At 71.2% G+C, this 18,791-nt stretch carries 17 protein-coding genes and 2 pseudogenes; 13 read left to right on the forward strand and 6 right to left on the reverse strand.

Annotated elements, in window-relative coordinates; genetic code table 11:
• Window positions 1-12 precede the first annotated feature (12 nt).
• Window positions 13-747, reverse strand: a complete 735-nt coding sequence (locus OJ254_RS12295) for a MerR family transcriptional regulator (RefSeq protein ID WP_265365132.1) — start codon at window positions 745-747, stop codon at window positions 13-15.
• Window positions 748-1,051: 304 nt separating this feature from the next.
• Between OJ254_RS12295 and OJ254_RS12300 the strand changes: the two genes are divergently transcribed.
• From OJ254_RS12300 to OJ254_RS12315, 4 genes are all read left to right on the forward strand, one after another.
• Window positions 1,052-2,590, forward strand: coding sequence for a flavin-containing monooxygenase (locus OJ254_RS12300; protein WP_265362354.1), 1,539 nt, complete (start codon window positions 1,052-1,054; stop codon window positions 2,588-2,590).
• Window positions 2,587-3,654: an alpha/beta fold hydrolase gene (locus OJ254_RS12305; RefSeq protein ID WP_265362355.1), complete on the forward strand. Its 1,068-nt coding sequence runs from the start codon at window positions 2,587-2,589 to the stop codon at window positions 3,652-3,654. The genes OJ254_RS12300 and OJ254_RS12305 overlap by 4 nt, the downstream gene beginning before the upstream one ends.
• The gene (locus tag OJ254_RS12310; RefSeq protein WP_265362356.1) at window positions 3,651-4,532 is read left to right on the forward strand and encodes an SDR family oxidoreductase; all 882 of its coding nucleotides are present in this window, start codon (window positions 3,651-3,653) and stop codon (window positions 4,530-4,532) included. The genes OJ254_RS12305 and OJ254_RS12310 overlap by 4 nt, the downstream gene beginning before the upstream one ends.
• 125 nt (window positions 4,533-4,657) lie before the next feature.
• Complete coding sequence (locus tag OJ254_RS12315) at window positions 4,658-4,912, forward strand: hypothetical protein (protein ID WP_265362357.1); 255 nt, start codon at window positions 4,658-4,660, stop codon at window positions 4,910-4,912.
• A 169-nt stretch (window positions 4,913-5,081) separates the two neighbouring features.
• On the opposite strand, the gene OJ254_RS12320 is transcribed toward OJ254_RS12315, so the two are convergent.
• Window positions 5,082-5,516: a hypothetical protein gene (locus OJ254_RS12320; RefSeq protein WP_265362358.1), complete on the reverse strand. Its 435-nt coding sequence runs from the start codon at window positions 5,514-5,516 to the stop codon at window positions 5,082-5,084.
• Window positions 5,517-5,951: 435 nt separating this feature from the next.
• On the opposite strand from OJ254_RS12320, the gene OJ254_RS12325 reads away from it, so the two are divergent.
• Window positions 5,952-6,650 carry a helix-turn-helix domain-containing protein gene (locus OJ254_RS12325; protein ID WP_265362359.1) on the forward strand — a complete coding sequence of 233 codons (699 nt, stop codon included), beginning with the start codon at window positions 5,952-5,954 and terminating at the stop codon, window positions 6,648-6,650.
• The gene (locus tag OJ254_RS12330; protein WP_265362360.1) at window positions 6,554-6,970 is read left to right on the forward strand and encodes an RICIN domain-containing protein; all 417 of its coding nucleotides are present in this window, start codon (window positions 6,554-6,556) and stop codon (window positions 6,968-6,970) included. Before OJ254_RS12325 ends, OJ254_RS12330 begins: the two co-directional genes overlap by 97 nt.
• A 36-nt stretch (window positions 6,971-7,006) precedes the next feature.
• On the opposite strand, the gene OJ254_RS12335 is transcribed toward OJ254_RS12330, so the two are convergent.
• Window positions 7,007-10,372 carry a S41 family peptidase gene (locus OJ254_RS12335; RefSeq protein WP_265365133.1) on the reverse strand — a complete coding sequence of 1,122 codons (3,366 nt, stop codon included), beginning with the start codon at window positions 10,370-10,372 and terminating at the stop codon, window positions 7,007-7,009.
• Between the two features lie 726 nt (window positions 10,373-11,098).
• Between OJ254_RS12335 and OJ254_RS12345 the strand changes: the two genes are divergently transcribed.
• Window positions 11,099-11,617, forward strand: coding sequence for a DUF6879 family protein (locus OJ254_RS12345; protein WP_265362361.1), 519 nt, complete (start codon window positions 11,099-11,101; stop codon window positions 11,615-11,617).
• Window positions 11,618-11,620: 3 nt separating this feature from the next.
• Window positions 11,621-12,469 (forward strand): helix-turn-helix domain-containing protein, encoded by an 849-nt coding sequence (locus OJ254_RS12350; RefSeq protein WP_261950966.1) that lies wholly within the window; start codon window positions 11,621-11,623, stop codon window positions 12,467-12,469.
• Between the two features lie 1,298 nt (window positions 12,470-13,767).
• Here OJ254_RS12350 and OJ254_RS12355 read toward each other — a convergent pair.
• Together OJ254_RS12355 and OJ254_RS12360 are read right to left on the reverse strand one after the other, a co-directional pair.
• Complete coding sequence (locus tag OJ254_RS12355; RefSeq protein ID WP_265362362.1) at window positions 13,768-13,938, reverse strand: hypothetical protein; 171 nt, start codon at window positions 13,936-13,938, stop codon at window positions 13,768-13,770.
• A 20-nt stretch (window positions 13,939-13,958) separates the two neighbouring features.
• Window positions 13,959-14,351, reverse strand: coding sequence for a hypothetical protein (locus OJ254_RS12360; RefSeq protein WP_261950969.1), 393 nt, complete (start codon window positions 14,349-14,351; stop codon window positions 13,959-13,961).
• 110 nt (window positions 14,352-14,461) lie between these two features.
• Here OJ254_RS12360 and OJ254_RS12365 point away from each other — a divergent pair.
• Window positions 14,462-15,297, forward strand: a pseudogene (locus tag OJ254_RS12365) (helix-turn-helix domain-containing protein).
• A complete protein-coding gene (locus tag OJ254_RS12370) occupies window positions 15,294-15,503 on the forward strand; it encodes a DUF397 domain-containing protein (protein ID WP_265362363.1) in 210 nt (69 codons plus the stop codon). The pseudogene OJ254_RS12365 and the gene OJ254_RS12370 overlap by 4 nt, the downstream one beginning before the upstream one ends.
• 58 nt (window positions 15,504-15,561) lie before the next feature.
• On the opposite strand, the gene OJ254_RS12375 is transcribed toward OJ254_RS12370, so the two are convergent.
• Window positions 15,562-15,927, reverse strand: a complete 366-nt coding sequence (locus OJ254_RS12375; RefSeq protein ID WP_265362364.1) for a hypothetical protein — start codon at window positions 15,925-15,927, stop codon at window positions 15,562-15,564.
• A gap of 224 nt (window positions 15,928-16,151) precedes the next feature.
• Here OJ254_RS12375 and OJ254_RS12380 point away from each other — a divergent pair.
• From OJ254_RS12380 to OJ254_RS12390, 3 genes and pseudogenes are all read left to right on the forward strand, one after another.
• Window positions 16,152-17,266, forward strand: a pseudogene (locus OJ254_RS12380) (energy-coupling factor ABC transporter permease).
• A 1-nt stretch (window position 17,267) separates the two neighbouring features.
• On the forward strand, window positions 17,268-18,029 hold the full coding sequence (gene cbiQ / locus OJ254_RS12385; protein WP_265362365.1) for a cobalt ECF transporter T component CbiQ: 762 nt from the start codon (window positions 17,268-17,270) through the stop codon (window positions 18,027-18,029).
• Window positions 18,017-18,790 carry an energy-coupling factor ABC transporter ATP-binding protein gene (locus tag OJ254_RS12390; protein WP_265362366.1) on the forward strand — a complete coding sequence of 258 codons (774 nt, stop codon included), beginning with the start codon at window positions 18,017-18,019 and terminating at the stop codon, window positions 18,788-18,790. Before cbiQ ends, OJ254_RS12390 begins: the two co-directional genes overlap by 13 nt.
• Window position 18,791 lies beyond the last annotated feature (1 nt).

Consider the following 18,791-nt stretch of genomic DNA (forward strand, 5'->3'; position numbering starts at 1 on the left):
GGCGTCAGCGCCTCACTGCGGGGTCTGCCCCTGCTCCTTCAGCCACTGTTCCAGTTCGGCCTGGACGCGGCGGTCCATCGCCATGGAGAGTTCGGCCTCCACGACGCCCTTGGAGAGCGGGCGGAGGGCCTCGATGGTGCGGGCTATCCGCTCGACCTCCTGGGCGGTGGGCGGGTCCGCCGCCGTGGCCCGTTCGAGGATGTCGGACAGGACGTGGGTGCGGATGAGGGTGGTGAAGACGTCGGCGAGGGCGTCGGCGTGGGCGCGCACCCTGCGGCCGGCCTCCAGGACGGCGGCCAGCGGTATGCCCTTGTTGACCAGCTCGGTGGAGGCGTCCAGGAGACGGCGGCTGATGTGCACGAACTCGTCGCCGTCGACGGCCAGATAGCCGATGTCGAGGGAGGCGGAGAGGTTCTCCGCGGTGATGTCCTCGCTGAAGTGGTCGGCGAGCTGCTCCGGACTGAGGCGGACCGGGGTCTCCTCGGACCACGGGGGGAGCAACGGGGTCCGCAGGCCGAGGAGTTCGCCGACGTCGCGGCCGGACTCGAAGGCGGCGAGGAGCTCGGCGATCCCGCCGAGGGTGTGGCCGCGCTCCAGGAGGGCGCCGATGGTGCGCAGGCGGGCGAGGTGGTGCTCGTTGTACCAGGCGATCCGGCCCTCGCGGCGGGGCGGCGGGATGAGCTTGCGCTCGCGGTAGAAGCGCAGCGTGCGGACCGTGATGCCGGCCTCCTCGGCCAGCTCGGTCATGCGGAATTCGCGCGCGGGGCGGTGGTCGTCCCCGGTCTCCGCGCGCTCGTCCTTCGGCTTCTCGTTCGCTGCCACGGGGCCAGCCTATGCCGGGGGCGGGACAGCGGTCCGGGGTGCAACTGCCGGTAACTTCCTGCCGCCCGACCCCTACCGCTCGGTACGTGGCTGCCCTACGCTCCCCCTTGTGTCCGATCGTGCCAGTGATTGCTGGCGTGATTGACGGGCGGTGTGCGGAACGCCCCGTGGTCGCGGTATGCGTGGGCCGTGGGCGGGCAGGTGGAGCGTCGGACTCGGGAGGCGGCGGATGGCCGGGCGCGAAGAACAGCACGTGCGGGTGGCGGTGATCGGATCGGGATTCGGTGGTCTGGGGGCGGCGGTACGGCTGCGCCGCCAGGGGATCACCGACTTCGTGGTCCTGGAACGGGCCGATTCGGTGGGCGGGACCTGGCGGGACAACAGCTATCCGGGGTGCGCGTGCGACGTGCCCTCGCATCTGTACTCGTTCTCCTTCGCGCCCAATCCGGAATGGCCGCGGAATTTCTCCGGACAGCCCCATATCCGGGCGTATCTGGAGCGGGTGACCGACATCTTCGGATTGCGGCCGCACCTCAGGTTCAACGCCGAGGTACGGCATCTGCGGTGGAACGGCGACGCACTGCACTGGGAGATCGAGACCGCGAACGGGGAGCTCACCGCCGATGTGGTGGTGTCGGCCACCGGCCCGCTGTCCGACCCGAAGGTCCCGGACGTTCCGGGGCTGGATTCCTTCCCGGGGAAGGTCTTCCACTCCGCGCGCTGGGACCACGACTACGAGCTGCGCGGCAAGCGCGTCGCCATGATCGGCACCGGCGCCTCGGCGATCCAGATCGTGCCCGCCATCCAGCCGGAGGTGCGGCGGCTCACGCTGTTCCAGCGCACCCCGCCGTGGGTGCTGCCGCGCGCCGACCGCCGGATCAGCGCCGCCGAGAAATGGCTGCACACCAAGGTCCCGGCGACCCGGGCCGCGCGTCGCCAACTGCTCTGGGGCATACGGGAGTTGCAGGTCAGCGCGTTCACCAAACGCCCCGACCGGCTGGGCCTGATCGAGTTCCTGGCCCGGAGCCACCTGAAGAAGGCGGTCAAGGACCCGGCGCTGCGGGCCGCGCTGACGCCCGACTACCGCATCGGCTGCAAGCGGATCCTGCTCTCCAACACCTACTATCCGGCGCTCGCCCGGCCGAATGTGGACCTGGTGACCTCCGGCCTCAAGGAAGTGCGCGGAAACACCCTCATCGGCGCCGACGGAAGCGAAGTCGAGGCCGACGCCCTCGTCTTCGGGACCGGATTCCATGTGACGGACATGCCCATCGCCCAGCGGGTGACCGGCGCCAAGGGCACCACGCTCGCCGAGGAATGGAAGGACGGCATGGCCTCGCTGCGCGGCGCCAGCGCGGCCGGATTCCCGAATTTCCTCACCGTCATCGGGCCCAACACCGGACTCGGGAACAGCTCGATGATCCTGATGATCGAGGCCCAGCTGAACTACCTGGCCGACTACCTCCGGCAGCTGGACCTGCTCGGCGGGAAGACCGCGCTGAGCGCCCGCCCGGAGGCGGTGGAGGACTGGAACCGCATGATCCAGGAGAGGATGAAGCGCACCGTGTGGAACACCGGCGGCTGCGACAGCTGGTACCTCGACGCGAGCGGGCGGAACACCACCGCCTGGCCCGGGACCACCGGCGAGTTCAAGCGGCTGACCCGCCAGGTCGACCTCGCCGAGTACGAGGTGCTGCGCCCGAAGACCGCGACCGCGGCCGCGCCGGTGGGCGCCTCCGCCGACGCCCGGGCGGAGGTGGCCGCATGAGCCGCCGGCCCGGACACGTCACCAGCGGCCCCTATGCGCCGCCGGTCCCGCGCACGACCACCGAGGTCATCTCGGCCGACGGCGCCCGGATCTACTCGGAGACCCACGGCCCCGAGGACGCCCCCGCGGTGGTGCTGGCCCACGGCTGGACCTGCTCCACCGCCTTCTGGGCCCCGGTCGTCCGCGACCTGGCCGCCGACCACAAGGTCGTCGTCTACGACCAGCGGGGCCACGGCCGCAGCCCGGCCACCGGCCCGGCGGGCTACGGCACGACGGCGCTCGCCGACGACCTGGTGGCCGTACTGGAGGCGACCCTCGGCCCGGACGAGCGCGCCGTGGTGGGCGGCCACTCCATGGGCGGCATGACGATCATGGCCGCCGCCGAGCGCCCGGAACTGCGCGCCCGGGCCGCCGCCGCCATGCTGTGCAGTACGGGCTGCGCCCGACTGCCCGCCGCGTCCCAGGTGTTCCCGTTCCGCAGCGAGGGCGCCCGGCGTCTCGCGCACCGGCTGCTGCTGGGCTCCCGGGCCCCGCTCGGCCCGGTCTCGCCGCTCACCCGGCGCGCGCTGACGTACGCGACCATGAGCCCCGAGGCCACCCCCGAGCAGATCGAGGCGTGCGCCCGCATCGTGCACGCCTGCCCGCCGGCCGTACGGGCCCGCTGGGGCAAGGTGCTCTCCATCCTCGAACTGACCGGCGGCGTCAGCCGGTTGGAGGTGCCGACGGTGGTGCTCGCGGGAGCCGCCGACCGGCTGACCCCGCCGGTGCAGTCCCGCCGGCTGGCCTCCGTGCTGCCGGACTTCCGCGGGCTGACCGAGCTGCCGGGGAAGGGCCACATGACACCCATCGAGGACCCCGGCGCGGTCGCCGGCCTGCTGCGGGAACTCGTCCGGGACCACCTCCGGCCCGACGCCGACCGGTCCGCGGCGGCGACCGCCGGTGCCGCCGTCCCCACCCAGAAGACCGTCCAGGACACCGCCGACAAGACCGCCCAGGACACCGCCCACAAGAGCGCGCGGCAGGCCACCCCGAAGGCCGCCCAGAAGAAGGAGAAGACCGCATGAGCGGGAGCAGGAGCCTGGACGGGCAGGTCGTCGTGGTGACCGGCGCGGCCCGCGGGGTCGGTGCGCTGCTGGCCCGCAAGCTGTCGGCACGCGGCGCGACGCTGGCGCTGGTCGGCCTGGAACCGGACGAGCTGGCGAAGGTGGCCGCCGCGCTGCACGGCCCGGCGCACCACTGGCACGCCGACGTCACCGACCACGAGGCGATGGCCCGGGTCGCGGCCGGGGTCAAGGAACGCTTCGGGAAGGTCGACGTGGTCGTCGCCAACGCCGGGGTGGCGACCGGCGGCCCCTTCGTCGACTCCGACCCGGTCTCCTGGAGGCGGGTCATCGAGGTCAACCTCATAGGCGGTGCGGTCACCGGCCGGGCCTTCCTGCCCGTGCTGATGGCGTCCCGCGGCTACTTCCTGCAGATCGCCTCGCTCGCCGCGATCACCCCGGCGCCGATGATGACCGCGTACTGCGCCTCGAAGTCCGGCGTCGAGGCGTTCGCGCACAGCCTGCGCGCCGAGGTCGGCCACCGGGGCGTACGGGTCGGCGTCGGCTATCTGAGCTGGACCGACACCGACATGGTGCGCGGCGCGGACCAGGACGACATCATGCGGGAACTGCGCTCCCGGCTGCCCTGGCCGTCGAACAAGACCTATCCGCTGGGACCCGCGGTGGACCGGATCGTGGCGGGCATCGAACGCCGCTCCGCGCACGTCTACGGGCAGTGGTGGCTGCGCGGGATGCAGTCGCTGCGCGGGTACCTGCCGTCGGTCATCGGGTCGGTGGGCCAGCGGGAGATGCGGCGGTTCGGGGACCGGCTGGACGGCATGCGGGTCGGCCTGGTCGGCGCCGGCGGTGAGGCGGACGAGAAGGCCCGCGCGGACCGCTGACGGACCCGCTCACTTCCTGGCGTTTGTGACGCTGGGTAGTCGAACGTGATCGAAATGCGAGCAATGTCCGGGCGTGTCACTCTTGTCCGGGGCCCTCCCCCTACGCCCCACTAGGAGTGAACAGCATGGGCATCAAGGACCAGTTCCAGGACAAGGCCAACGAGCTCAAGGACCAGGCCCAGAAGGCCATGGGCAGCGCTCGCGACGAGGCGGACGAGCGCGGCCGGCAGGCCCAGGACCGGGCCCGGCAGCGTGGCCAGCAGGGTCGTGAACGCGGTCAGCAGGAGCGCGGTCAGCAGGAGCGCGGTCAGCAGGGCCGTCGCCCCGCCCCCGACCCGATGGACGAGCTGCACGACGAGCGGGACCGCTTCCAGAGCTGATCCGCAGTCCTGAAGGTCACGCGTGGCGGCGTACGCGCCATGCGTGCGGGGCGCACCCGGTCGACCGGGTGCGCCCCAACTGCCTTCCCCCGTTCCCCCGCTGTTCCCCCGTGGCCCCCGTTCCCCCGTGGCCCCCGTTCCCCCGCGGCCCCCGTGGTTCCCTACGAGGTCAGTTGGCGACCTTGAGCCTCGTCGGCCAGCCGTAGTGCGCGGCCTTGGCGAAGAGGTTCTTGATGTGCGCCGGGGTCAGCTTGATGCAGCCCAGCGAGTAGTAGTCGCGGACCCCGTCCCAGCGGTAGGGGTTGTCCCGGCCGGGCTGCCGGGCGCCCTGGGTGCCGTTGACGTTCATCTCGCTGTGCACGAACAGCTCGGTGCGCTTGGTCCGGTGGTTCTTGCACACCTTGTCCTGCACCTGGATCGCGTAGCCGTTGATGCCGCTGCGGCCGCCGTTGTGGCGCTTGGTGTGGTTCAGCACCCGGTAGTTGCCGGTGGGCAGCCAACCCTGCATGCTGGCACACTCGTTCGTCCCGTTGCGGCCGCCGTTGCCGGAGCCCGCACGGTACGTGGCGAGCACCTTGTCCTTGGCGTTCGGGACACTCCTCATCAGGGAGAGCCTGGAGTCGCTGGGCTTGCTCCAGTTCTTGTTGAAGTACAGGTACGTACCGCCGGCCGCCGCCGTGGCGGCCTTCCCGGGCGCCGGGTGGGCGGCCAGCGCGGGGCGGCCCCGGTGGCCGCGAGGCCGCCGGTGAGGGCCAGCGCGGCGGCGAGCGGAACGATCCGGTGACGGATGCGCATCGGACATCTCCCGTTGGGTGTGCGGTGGTTGGTGGCTGGTGCGGTGTGCCCGGCCGGGGCTGGACACGACCTTGCTGGGCCGGCCGGTGTCCGGCAAGACCCCCCGGCCGTCCCGGACGGACCGCTCGCTGTCCGGGCAGGTCGGACGGGTGGTGCGAGGCTTGTTCGAACGGTGGCGGGCGCTGTCCGGGACGGCCGGAGACGGTGTTGTGGCCGTGGCCGGGGCGGCGGTTCAATGACCGGCATGACACGCACGGGGGGAACCGGCGGTGCGGGGCCGGCGGCGGCCCACGACCCGGCCGCACTCGTCGCGCTGATGCAACACCTCAAGGACGGCAGCGGGCTGACCTACCGTCAGCTGGAACGGCGGGCGGCGGAGCGCGGCGAGGTGCTCGCCCGCAGCACCCTCGCGGACGTGCTCAACCGGAAGTCCCTGCCGCGGGCCGAGGTGCTCGCCGCGTTCCTGCGGGCGTGCGGGCGCCCCGAGGACGAGGTCGGGGAGTGGCTCGCGGCCCGGCAGCGCATCGCGGAGGGCACGGCGGCCCCGCCCGCTCCGGCGCCGGAGCCCGACACCGCTCCCGGCGCCGCTCCCGGCGCCGCTCCCGCTCCCGGCGCCGCTCCCGACACCGCTCCCGGCGCCGCTCCCGCCCCCGGCCCGCCGTCCGGTGCCGCCCGCCGTCCGGCCCCCCGGCGACGGCTGCTGGCCGGTGCCGCGCTGCTGGGCACCGTACTGCTCGCCGTCGGCGTCCTGCTGCTGACCGGGGACGGCGGCGCGGAGCCCGGGGCGCCGGCCGCCACCCCGCCGGCCGGCGAGGTGCGGATCCGTCCGCTGCGGGCACCCGGGCTGTGCCTGACGGACGGGCGGGTGCTGCGGGCGCACGCGTACCACACGGTCGCGGTGGTACGGCCCTGCGCGCAGGCGGTGCCCCGCACACCCGGCTGACGGCGGCCGGGGGCGGCCGCCACCTCGTCCAGTGGTCACACCCGGACGAGGGCACCGGCTGCCTGGTCCTGCTGCGGGCGCCGGGCCTGGCCGGGCTGCTGGAGCCGCAGAACGACTGCACGGCGGGCGGGCCCGCGCAGCGGTTCCGGATCGAGCCGGTCGACGCGCGGACCGACGGCGGACGGCCGGCGTACCGGCTGCGGTTGACCGACGGCGACCGGTGCGTCGGCCTCAGCGGCCCGGCGGCGGGCGCCACGGCCGTCGGCGTCCCGTGCCGCACCGGCGCGGACGACCAGACCTTCGTGATCGGCCCGGGCTGACGGGACGCAGCATGGCACCGGCCCCGCGCCGCCGGTTCAGGCCCCCGCCGCCTCCTCGGCGTCGTCGCCCGCGCCGCGCGGCGGCAGGGCCGGCCGCCGCCGGTCCGGTACGTCCGAGAGGTCCGGGGGCGTGGCCGCCGGATGCCGTTCCAGCAGCTCCAGCGCGGTGCGCACCGCCACGCCCAGCGTCGGATGCCGTCCCTCGGCCCAGTGCAGCGGTGAGCGCAGCGCCTCGATGTCCACCTCGACGCCGTGGTTCTCCACGCCCCAGCCGTAGAGCCGGAACCACGCCGCGTTCATCGGGACGGTGATCGTGGTGCCGTCACCGAGCCGGTGCCGGCCGGTCATCCCGACCACCCCGCCCCAGGTGCGCATGCCCACCACCGGGCCGATGCCCTGCAGCTTGAAGGCCGCGGTGATCATGTCGCCGTCGGACGAGGTCATCTCGTCGGCGACCGCCACGACCGGGCCGCGCGGGGCGTTGCTGGTGTACGACACCGGCTCGGCGTCCCGGGTCAGGTCCCAGCCCATGATGGTGCGGGTCAGCTTCTCGATCACCAGCTCCGAGATGTTGCCGCCGGCGTTGCCCCGTACGTCCACGATCAGCGCGGGCATCGACATCTCCATCCGCACGTCCCGGTTGAACTGCGCCCAGCCGGAGCCGCCCATGTCGGGGATGTGGAGGTAGCCGCACCGGCCGCCGCTCAGCTCCCGCACCACCGCGCGGCGCTTGGCGACCCAGTCCTGGTAGCGCAGCGGCCGTTCGTCGACCAGCGGCACCACGGCGACCCGGCGGGCGTGCCCGTTGCCCTCCGCGGGGGCGAAGGTCAGCTCGACGGTGGTGCCGCCGGCCGCGGCCAGCAGCGGGTACGGGCCGGTGACCGGGTCCACCGGCCGCCCGTCGACGTGGGTGAGCGCGGAGCCCTCGCGGATGCCCGTACCGGCCAGCGGCGAGCGCGCCTTGGGGTCGGAGGACTCACCGGGCAGGATCCGCTGCACCACCCACCGGCCGTCCCGGCACACGAAGTTGGCGCCGAGCAGGCCGATCGCGCGCTGGTAGTGCGGCGGTCCCTCGTTGCGCCGGGCGCCGGTGACGTACGCGTGCGAGGTGCCCAGCTCGCCCAGTACCTCGCGCAGCAGATCGGCGAACTCGTCCGGGGAGGCGACCCGTTCGACCAGCGGCCGGTACTGCGCGAGCACCGCGTCCCAGTCGATGCCGCACATCCGCGGCTCCCAGAAGTACGCCCGGATGATCCGGCCCGCCTCCTCGTACGCCTGCCGCCACTCCGCACCCGGATCGACGTCGTGCAGGATGCGCCGCAGGTCCAGATAGACCATCGAATCGCTGTCCGCCGGCTCGGTCGCCGGGACCGCGCGCAGTTCGCCGTCGTCGTTGACGACCAGCCGCGAGCCGTCGCCGCTGAGCGCGAACTCGTCGATCGCGCTGGTCAGTTCGGTGCGCCGGGCCTTTATCAGGTCGAAGTGCTCCAGGGTGGGCTTGCCGGAGGTGTTGTCGGGGCTGGCGAAGGTCTCGCCCAGCGCGCCGGAGATCGGCCAGCGCAGCCAGACCAGCCCGCCGCCGCTGACCGGCTCCAGGGAGGAGTACTTGGACGCCGCGACCGGGAACGGCGTGACGCGGTTCTCCAGCCCCTCGACCTCCACCAGTACCGGCCCCTCGCCGGACGTCGGCGGGTTCTCGTCCGGGTCCAGTCCGCCCGCCGCGGGCCGCCCCTCCGGCGACAGCGCGAACGGCGACGGCGTCGCCGACGACAGCGGCACCAGGTGCGGACGGCAGCCCAGCGGGAACGACAGGTCGCCGGTGTGCACGTCGTAGACCGGGTCGAAGCCGCGCCAGGACAGGAACGCCAGATAGCGGCCGTCGCGGGTGAACACCGGCTGCTCGTCCTCGAAACGGCCGTTGGTGACGTCCACGACGAGCCGGTCGGAGAGCCGGGCCATCTTGATCATCCGCAGCGAGCGGCCGATGCCGGGATGCGACCAGGTCAGCCAGCGCGAGTCGGGCGAGAAGGCCAGGTCGCGGACCGGGCCGTTGGTGGACCGGATCAGCTCGGTGACCCCGCCCGGACCGGCGGCCACCTCCTCCGCCGAGCGGTCCTCCTCGGTGCTCTCCTGGTCCGGCCGGGTCACGTCCACCAGCAGCAGCCGGCCGTCGTTGGAGGCCACCGCCAGTCGCTCACCGTCCGGCGACGACGTCATCTCGTGGACCCGGCCCAGCTCACCGGCGGCCAGCCGGCGCGGCCGTCCCGGGTCGCTGGCCCGCGGCAGATTGGCGATCTCGATGGCGTCCGGGCCCTCGGCGTCGGTGACGTAGGCGATCCGGCCGCTGGAGCCGAGCATCTCGGGCAGCCGGACCCGGACGCCCGGGGTGTCGTGGATCGTCCGGGCCGGGCCGTCGCGGTGGGTGAGCCAGTACAGGCTGCCGCGGACGCCGACCGCGCTGGCCCGCCCGGTGGCGTCCACCGCGAGCGAGGTGACGTGCGAGGCGGCCGGGACCTGGTAGCCGCGCCGGCCGGCCCGCGGCCCGCCCAGCCGCACCGCCAGCTTCCGCGGTACGGCGTCCGGGCCCAGGTCGTCGATCAGCCAGAGGTCGCCGGCGCACTGGTAGACGATCCGCTCGCCGTCGGTCGAGGCGTGCCGGGCGTAGAAATCGGCGTGATCACTGTGCCGCCGCAGATCCGTCCCGTCCCCCAGGCACGAGTACACATTGCTGATGCCCTCGTGATCCGACAGGAACGCGATCCGCCCGCCGACGAACATCACCGAGTCCAGATGCCCGTACAGATCCGGCAGCAGCCGGGTGCCGTGCAGCCACATCCGGCCCATCGCCCCGCCCCGGTAGCGCTTCCAGGAGGCGGGCTCGTGCGGCGGCTTGCCGGTGAGCAGCAGCGTGCGGCGCTCCCCCTCGACGTCGGCGACCGCGATGTCGGACACCGGCCCCCAGGGCAGCTTCCCGCCCGGACTGCCGTCGGTGGGCACGCTGTAGGCCCACGAGTAGTACGAGAACGGCTGCCCGTGCGAGGACACCGCGAGGACGTGCGCCTGCCCCTCATGATCCGGCGGCGTCCACCCGCACACCCGCGCGTCGGTGCTGCCCCAGTACGTCAGCCGCCGGGCCGGGCCCCCGTCGACCGGCGCGAGGTGCACCTCGGGGTCCAGGCTGCGCCACGACGTGAACGCGATGTCCCGCCCGTCCGGCGAGAACCGGGGATGCCCGACCCGCGTCCGGTCCACGGTCAGCCGCCAGGCCCGCTCCGGCTCCGCACCCGCCGCGGCGATCGGCGCCACCCACAGATCGTCCTCGGCGGCGAAGCAGAGCAGATCCCCGTGCAGATGCGGAAACCGCAGGTACGACCCGGGCGGCGCCCCCGGCCCGGGCGGCATCCCCCGCAGCCGCCCCTCCGCCTCGACGACGTCCGTCCCCATACGAGGCCCGACGGCCCCGGGTACATCGCTCACGCCCCCATGGTTTCGGGCGGGGGAGAGGGTGGCAACTCGGCCGGGTGGGTGATGGGCGACTCGGCCGGTCGGGGGAGCAGGCATTCGACCCCGGCTGTACGTGCGGCGTATCGGCGCGGTGAGTACGAGTACGAGTACGAGTACGGGCCGAGGGCGACCGGAGCCGCGAGCGCCGAGCGAGCAGGCTCCCCGCCCACCACCCCCGCCCACCACCCCCGCCCACCACCCCCGCCCACCACCCCCGCCCACCACCCCCGCCCACCACCCCGCCCACCACCGGGCTGGCTCGTCGCTGGCGTAAGGGAGGATGAAACCGCGGACCGGGAAGCCAGGCCCCCTTGAAGCCCTGCGCCCCCAGGGTGATGGTCGTGCAACGAGCGCAATTGCCTCGCCCGAGGAGGACGGCATGCAGCTACGTTTCTTAGGGATCATCCCGATCGCGCCCCTCGACGACTCTCCCACCATCTCGGCTGGACCGAGACAGCGGAGATCTGCTGGTCCAGCCCTACAAGGCCACAGACGACGAGGCCGCAGCGTGCCAGGGGATCGGTTCGGTTTCCGGCCACTCCACAGATGTGCCGGATCACGAGACGATCATCCGGCTGCCGGCCGTGATGTTGAAGTACATCCCTCGACCGGAGGACGGAGACGGTGAAGTACCCCGTACGTGAAGGGCTCGCCAAGGCGCAGCACTCCGCAGTGCACTTGGAGATGCGCGACATCTACACCCCAGATGATCCCGAGTTCGCACGTTGGCGAGCGGGGCACCGGTACGACAACGATCCGACGAAACTGCCGGACTACTGGGGGTCCTGGGGTGACCTGGCGACTGAGACGACAGCCCGCGGAGTCGTCATCAGGCGAGCCCGCATCGTCTCGGAGCCGGTAACCGACTACATCCGATACGAACACGACATGTCGTTCGCCAACGTTGCGGCAGGCGAACTGGTCCGATGGCTCCCCCGCCGCAAGGCCGCTGACATTCCGCTCCCAGGAACCGACCTGTGGATGTTCGACAAAAGGTCAGTGCTGTTCACGTACTTCTCAGGCGCAGGCGACGTAGTCGACCGCGAGTGGCGCACTGAACCAGCTGTCATCGAGTTCGTGAGTTTGGCTTTTGAAGCGGTGTGGGAGCGAGCCATCCCGCACGAGGAATACAAGCCCGTCTGACCCATGGCAGTCTCGTCATCGTCCAGCGTCCAGGCAGCCCGGCAGGTGCTTGCAGACCGTCTCCGTGAGATCTGCCGGGACGCCGGCTTGGAAGGTAAACAGCTCGCTGCGGCGTGCGGCTGGCACCCGTCCAAGGTGTCTCGCATTGCCACCGCCAAAACCTCACCATCCGCTGACGACATCCTGGCGTGGTGCCAGGCGTGCGGCGCGGAGGAACAGGCGCAGGACCTCATAGCCTCTCTGCGGGCTGTTGAGGGCATGTGGATCGACTGGCGCCGGATGGAGCAAACAGGTCTCAAGCACGCACAGGAAGGGCGGCTGCCACTCTTCAAACGCACCCGTTGGTTTCGGTGCTATTCGTCGTGGCTCATGCCTGGACTACTCCAGACCTACGGCTACACGGAAGATGTGCTGCGCGCAGTCCAGCGAAGGCGGGTAGCCATCGATGACGTAGCCGATGCAGTCGCCGCCCGCATGGACCGTCAGCGCGTCCTGTACGAAGGGCAGAAGAAATTCGCATTCCTGATTGAGGAGTCGGTGTTGCACAACGCCCTGGGCAATGCCGACATGCAGGTGGAACAACTTGAGCACCTGCTGACGGTCGGCACGTTGCCCAACGTGAGTCTTGGAGTAATCCCGGCCAGGACCGGCCGCACACGCATGCCGGTAGAAGGGTTCTGGATCTTCGACAAGTCGCAGGTCAACGTAGAGCTTGTGTCGGGTTATCTCACGCTCGTGCAGCCCAGTGAGGTAGGCGCGTACGCCGACACGTTCGCCATGCTGGCCGATCTCGCGCTCTACGGCGACAAGGCTCGTGGGTTGATCGCGTCAGCCATGGCCTCGCTGAGGTGATTGCCTTGCAATCGCGTGCAATTGACTGTGAGTTGAACCGCGCCGACTCCTAGCGTTGTCGTCATCGAGGCGACGCGCGAGGTGAACGGCGGAGGGGTCATGACCAGCCCGATTCGATACAGGCAAACGCCCATTGAACTGTCCTTGGATCCCTGGCTGCTGGATACGCCGAAGTCAGACCGCGCAGAGGGCTGGTGGGCGCCGCTGGGCGGCAGGCTGGATGGGTGCTCGAAGGTGGTGTTTCTCCCGCAGGGAGCGAAGGTGCCACCGTGTCCGTTTCTGTGTCCGGACTGCCGATCCAAGGGGCGTCAGTGAATGCTCTGCCCTCACGGGTACGCCATGTCTGAAGAGCAGGCCGGCATGTGGGTCTGCCACATCTGCCCGGCGATAGTCGGAACCTGAAGACTCCCGCCCCGGCGGCGGAACCTGGACAGTCGAGCAGCCGGGACGGGTGACCTACCGCAGAGGAATCCCTCTGCGGCCTATGGGCCATGCCTCGACGGTACGGCGGCATGGCCCCTCGCGAAAGAGGAGGTTGGTAGATGGCCGTTGCTGTTGAGACGTACGAGACACGCACGCCGGACGCCGAAGGGTGGCGAGGCGTTCCCTTCCTACACCCGGCGGACATGGAGGCGGACGGCGGCAAGCATGACGGCGGCCCCATGCCCCCGGAGGCTCCGCGCGAGCCGTCCCCGCAGGGTGGAGGGGGTAAGTAGCCCCTGCCCGTAACCACGAACGTGACCCTGCTCCGGCGCATGGCCGGAGCAGGGTCACGGTGCGTTCAGCGGACGAGTTGTCACGCGGACGAGCGTCGCGCCACGCTTGCACGGGAGGCGATACCGGGAGTTGGCCCACTCAGCCATCGGGCCTCCTGCCGACGCTTCGAGTGTGGCAGAGGTCGACTACGGCTTGTTCCGACATGGCGGGCGGGGAGTCGGCATCGGCTTGATGGGCCGGGTGTCTGTATGGGCCGCCCGCACTCGGGGGAGTGAGCACAGGCGGCCCCTTCCACACACACGCGCGATCACTGCCGGCGGTGTGGGCTCCCCAGCTCCAGGTCGCTGCACGGGGTCTCGCGGCCGAGCTGGGCGTATCTGGTGATCCGGGCTACCGCGCAGTCCGGACGGCTGCCCTCACTGGCGCCCCTTCTCCACGCAGGGGGTACAGGGATACGGACAGGGCGGAACGGGTTCTTCAACGGGGATGAATGTCACGCCGGGGACACGTAAGCGTGCTGGACCGGTGGCCCGCTGACCCGCTCCTCCCGCTCACTGACGGCGGGACGGGATGGCTGCTGCTCAGGCATGGTGGCCCTGCTCGTGGTGCCGGATCTGCTGGCTTGCGACGACGGCCACGGCGAACTCTCGGCGCTTGCGTGCCTTGTACCGAGTGGCGTCCAGTTCGGCGCACTTGGGGCAGCCGGGGACGGGGTCAGGGATGAGGTCCTCGTACGGACACGGGAGTTCCACGGGGTTCTCCTGGAAGCCGCTCACTGCCGCGCCCCCTGCATGATCTTCTTCACCAGTTGCTCGGTCTGACCGAACGACAGCCATGGCGGGATGATCCGATTGCCCGCCGTACCCCACACGACATGCGACGGAGGCGCGAGGACGCCTGCCGCGCGGAGTGCGGCATCCAGCGCCCTCGCGACCTCGTACGTGTCAGCCCAGAACACTCGGCCGCCCAGCACCTCGGTCAGCTCGATCCCCTGAGCGGTCGCCAGTGCGGCGGGACGGATCCGGTGGCTCTTGACGCCGGCAATCTCGTCAAGAGCCGCGAGGGACGGGGCGGGATCAAGCCCGGCCAGGCGCAGCGCATCGTCCAGGCGCCGACTCAGCTCCAAGACGGCCTGCTGCGGCGTTCTGAGGGTGGGGGCAGTCATGGTCGTGCGCTCCTCTCCGTAGTGATTCGACTACTGGGGAGGTTCAGCGTGGCCCACGCCTGGGAAGCGTTCAACGTGTCAGGAAGGGATGGAAGGTTGGCGAAGGGGCCATGAACAAGAACGAGTTGAACCCGGACCGTAGCCCTCAAGCAGCCTTCGGAGCGCGTTTACGCAGCCGGCGGGAAGCGCGCGGCTGGACTCAAGAGGACCTTGCTGGCCGCACGGAGTACTCCAGCGTGCATATTTCCGCTGTGGAAAATGGTCGGAAGCCTCCAACTCTCCGATTTTCGCGCAGTATTGACCGGGCCTTCGGGGCCGAGGGCACCGCAGACGCGTTCGAGCACGAGTACCGCGAGATCAAGCATGGCGCGTTGCTGGAGGGCTTCCCGGAATACGTCAAGTACGAGGGGCGGCCGTAGAAATCCGGCTGTACGAAGTGGGTGTCATCCCCGGCCTACTCCAGACCCCTGAGTACGCGGCAGCGCTGGAAGCTGATGCCGTGCGCCGCGAAGCCATCACGCCTGAGCAAGCCGAAGAGCGGGTTGAGCTGGTGTCGCGAAGGCAAGCCACGCTCGCTCGCACCCCATCGCCCTTGATCATTGCGGTACTTGACGAGAGTTGCCTCCGCCGCCCGATGGGCGATCCCACCCTCATGGAAGCCCAGTTCCAGCGTTTGCTGAAGTTCGCCGAGCGACCGAACACCGTGCTCCAGGTGGCGCCCTTCTCCATGGGCGCGCGGCGACCGTTCAGCCTTCCGGTCACGGTGCTCACCATGCCGGACCGCTCGATCATGTCCTACGCCGAGTCTGCCCAGCGGGGCCATCTTGAACGGGATAACGCCTCCGTGGTGCCCATACTCACGGCCTACCATCAGTTGCAAGCCGAAGCGCTGTCCCCAGCGGCATCAGTGGCCTTGATCGAACAGCTTCGAAAGGGTTCCTCGTGACGACCGAATCCCCCCATTGGTTCAAGTCCTCCTACAGCGGCAACGGCGGCCAATGCATCGAGGTCGCCACCAACCTCACCACCTCGCGTGGTGTGGTCCCCGTCCGTGACAGCAAGGCCCCGCATGGCCCCGTGCTCAGCATCGAGACTGCCGCCTGGTCCTCGTTCGTGGCGGCCGTTCAGGCGGACCGCTTCGACAACGTCTGACAACCACCGAGGCCCCGCCACTCCCTCACCTTCGGAGCGGCGGGGCTTTCGCTGCTGATCACTTCAGCGATTTCTCGACCGCTTCAAAAATGTCCGCGTCAGTCTTCCTCTGCCACTCCGGCAGATCGCTCCAGTCCGCGACGTACCCGGGCTTCGGCTCCTCGAAGTGCTTGAACATTTGGGCCGTCCAGCACGTCGCGACGAACCGGCTCTTCTGCTCGGAGGTCAGTCGCGACGCGTGGCCGGCGCTCACATCCAGTAGCTGGCGTACTTGCTCGTAGACGGCGTCCGCAGCCTGGCGCTCCCAGTCCGGGGTGTCCTCCCAAGGCGTCACGTAGCCGGGCTTCGGCTCGCCGGGAAAGTGCTCTCGCACACCGGCGATCCATGCCTCTCGGAACAGGCGCGCGCCCTCAACCTGCGACATACCTACCCTCTCGTCACGTGTGCTCACTGCTCTGATGAGCCTTGCACTCCGTCGACTCATTTCCCGCTGGTTACCAGCTCGACGCCTTCGCTGCGGCGGCTGAGGCCACGGTGGCGCCTCCCTCCGGGCGCGCACGCCCCTCCCGCATTCAAGGCGCTCTTGCGACTTTATTGCAGTAAGCCTCACCATTGGCGGGTTGCAGACCCTGAAGCGGAGACCCTGAGATGCACGTACCCGATGGATTCATCAATGCCCCGGTGTCGGTGGCGACCAGTGCGGTCGCCGCGGTGGCGGTCGCGGTCAGCCTGCGCGGGGCCCGGCGCGAGCTGGCGGGTGCGGGGCAGGGTGTCGGGGCGGGGGCGGAGCGGACCGCGCCGCTGGCCGGGCTGGTGGCGGCGTTCATCTTCGCCGTGCAGATGCTGAACTTCCCCGTGGCGGCCGGTACCAGCGGGCACCTGCTGGGCGGGGCGCTCGCGGCGATACTCGTCGGGCCGTACACCGGGGTGCTGTGCGTCTCGGTCGTGCTGCTCATGCAGGGCGTGCTCTTCGCGGACGGCGGGCTGACCGCGCTGGGCGTCAACATCACCGACATGGCGATCGTGACGACCGTGGTCGCCTACGCGGTGTTCCGGCTGCTGGTGAAGGTGCTGCCGCGGCGGCGCGGTTCGGTCACGGCGGCGTCGTTCGTCGCGGCGCTGGTTTCCGTACCGGCCGCCGCGATCGCCTTCACCGGGATCTACGCGCTGGGCGGTACCGCCGAGGTGCCGATCGGCAAGGTCTTCGCCGCCATGGTCGGCGTGCATGTGCTGATCGGGATCGGCGAGGCGGTGATCACCGCGCTGACCGTGGGTGCGGTGATCGCCGTGCGGCCCGACCTGGTGTACGGGGCGCGCGGGCTCGCCAAGCCGCTGGAGCTGCGGACCTCGCCGCTGGCCCCGGAGGGCGCGGGCAGGCCCGTCCCGGCCGCCGCTGCCGCCACCCCCGCCGCCCCGCGCCGTTCCGTCCGCCCGGTCTGGCTGGCCGGGGTCGCCGCCGCGCTGGTGTGCGCGGGCGGCCTCAGCTACTACGCCTCCGCCAGCCCCGACGGCCTGGAGAAGGTCGCCCACGACCAGGGCATCGACGCCAAGACCAAGGACCACGCCACCAAGGACTCGCCGCTCGCCGACTACAGCGTCACGGACATCGCCGACCCGCGGCTGGCCGGCGGGCTCGCCGGGGTCATCGGGTCGGCGCCACCCTGGCCGTCGGCACCGGCGTCTTCGTGGTCGTACGCCGCCGCAGGAACGCCGGGCCGGCCCAGCACGCCGGGCCGGCCGCCGAGGGCACCGGGAGCGCCTGACATGGGAGCCGGCCACGCACACAAGCTCTACCGGCACGGGCACTCGCCGGTGCACGCGCTGCCCGCGCACTGCAAGATCGCCGCGGTGTTCTGCTTCGTCCTGATCGTCGTCTCCACCCCGCGCGAGGCGGTCTGGGCCTTCGGGCTCTACGCCCTGCTGATCGCGGCCGCCGCCGTCGCGGCCCGGGTCCCGGCCGGCTTCCTGCTCAAGCGGCTGCTGATCGAGGTGCCGTTCGTCGCCTTCGCCGTACTGATGCCGTTCGTGGCCGAGGGGCCGCGCGTGCACGCCCTCGGGCTGAGCCTGAGCGAGTCCGGCCTCTGGGGCGCCTGGAACATCCTCGCCAAGGGCACGCTGGGCGTCGCCGCGTCCGTGTTGCTCGCGGCCACCACCGAACTGCGCGAACTCCTCCTCGGCCTGCAGCGCCTGCGGATGCCGCCGCTGCTGGTCCAGATCGCCTCCTTCATGATCCGCTATGGCGACGTGATCACCGACGAGATGCGGCGGATGCGGATCGCCCGGCTCTCCCGCGGCTTCGAGGCCCGCGGCGTGCGCCACTGGGGCGTGCTCGCCAAGTCCGCCGGCGCGCTGTTCATCCGCTCCTACGAGCGCGGTGAACGGGTGCACCTCGCCATGGTCAGCCGCGGCTACACCGGCACCATGCCCGTCATCGACGCCACCACCGCCACCCGCACACAATGGACCCGCGCGGCCGCCCTCCCGCTGGCCGCGCTCGCCGTCTGCCTCCTGGGATGGACCCTTTGAGCACCGCCGCCACCGCCCCCTCGCTCGCCGTCTCCGGCCTCGCCTACGCCTACCCTGACGGCCACCAGGCGCTGTTCGGCGTCGACCTGACCGTCGCCCGCGGCGAACGCGTCGCCCTGCTCGGACCCAACGGTGCCGGCAAGACCACCCTCGTCCTGCACCTCAACGGCATCCTCGAAGCCGGCGCCGGCAGCGTCGCGGTGGCCGGGCTGCCGGTCGCCAAGCAGCACCTCGCGGAGATCCGCCGCCGGGTCGGCATCGTCTTCCAGGACCCCGACGACCAGCTGTTCATGCCCACCGTCCGCGAGGACGTCGCCTTCGGCCCGGCCGCCGCGGGCCTGCGCGGCGCCGCACTCGACGCGCGGGTCACCGAGGCGCTCGACCGCGTCGGCATGGCCGACTTCGCCGACCGCCCGCCGCACCACCTCTCCTTCGGCCAGCGCCGCCGGGTGGCCGTCGCCACCGTCCTGGCCATGCGCCCGGAGATCCTCGTCCTCGACGAACCGTCCTCCAACCTCGACCCGGCCTCCCGCCGCGAACTCGCCGACATCCTGCGGTCGTTGGACGTCACCGTGCTGATGGTCACCCACGACCTGCCGTACGCGCTGGAGCTGTGCCCGCGCTCCGTCGTGCTCTCCGGTGGCGTGCTGGTCGCCGACGGCAGCACCCAGGAGCTGCTGTGCGACGAGGAGCTGATGCGTACCCACCGCCTGGAGCTGCCGTTCGGCTTCGACCCGCGCTCGGTCACCGTCCCGCGGTGAG

It is taken from the genome of Streptomyces endophytica, from assembly GCF_026153355.1.
Classification (GTDB): Bacteria; Actinomycetota; Actinomycetes; order Streptomycetales; family Streptomycetaceae; genus Streptomyces; species Streptomyces endophytica.

Coding starts and splice junctions, on each gene's coding strand:
- OJ254_RS12295 (WP_265365132.1), bottom strand. CDS start 747: ATGACCGAGCTGGCCGAGGAGGCCGGCATCACGGTCCGCACGCTGCGC.
- OJ254_RS12300 (WP_265362354.1), top strand. CDS start 1,052: ATGGCCGGGCGCGAAGAACAGCACGTGCGGGTGGCGGTGATCGGATCG.
- OJ254_RS12305 (WP_265362355.1), top strand. CDS start 2,587: ATGAGCCGCCGGCCCGGACACGTCACCAGCGGCCCCTATGCGCCGCCG.
- OJ254_RS12310 (WP_265362356.1), top strand. CDS start 3,651: ATGAGCGGGAGCAGGAGCCTGGACGGGCAGGTCGTCGTGGTGACCGGC.
- OJ254_RS12315 (WP_265362357.1), top strand. CDS start 4,658: ATGGGCATCAAGGACCAGTTCCAGGACAAGGCCAACGAGCTCAAGGAC.
- OJ254_RS12320 (WP_265362358.1), bottom strand. CDS start 5,516: ATGAGGAGTGTCCCGAACGCCAAGGACAAGGTGCTCGCCACGTACCGT.
- OJ254_RS12325 (WP_265362359.1), top strand. CDS start 5,952: ATGACACGCACGGGGGGAACCGGCGGTGCGGGGCCGGCGGCGGCCCAC.
- OJ254_RS12335 (WP_265365133.1), bottom strand. CDS start 10,372: ATGCCGCCCGGGCCGGGGGCGCCGCCCGGGTCGTACCTGCGGTTTCCG.
- OJ254_RS12350 (WP_261950966.1), top strand. CDS start 11,621: ATGGCAGTCTCGTCATCGTCCAGCGTCCAGGCAGCCCGGCAGGTGCTT.
- OJ254_RS12360 (WP_261950969.1), bottom strand. CDS start 14,351: ATGACTGCCCCCACCCTCAGAACGCCGCAGCAGGCCGTCTTGGAGCTG.
- OJ254_RS12375 (WP_265362364.1), bottom strand. CDS start 15,927: ATGTCGCAGGTTGAGGGCGCGCGCCTGTTCCGAGAGGCATGGATCGCC.
- cbiQ (WP_265362365.1), top strand. CDS start 17,268: ATGGGAGCCGGCCACGCACACAAGCTCTACCGGCACGGGCACTCGCCG.
- OJ254_RS12390 (WP_265362366.1), top strand. CDS start 18,017: ATGGACCCTTTGAGCACCGCCGCCACCGCCCCCTCGCTCGCCGTCTCC.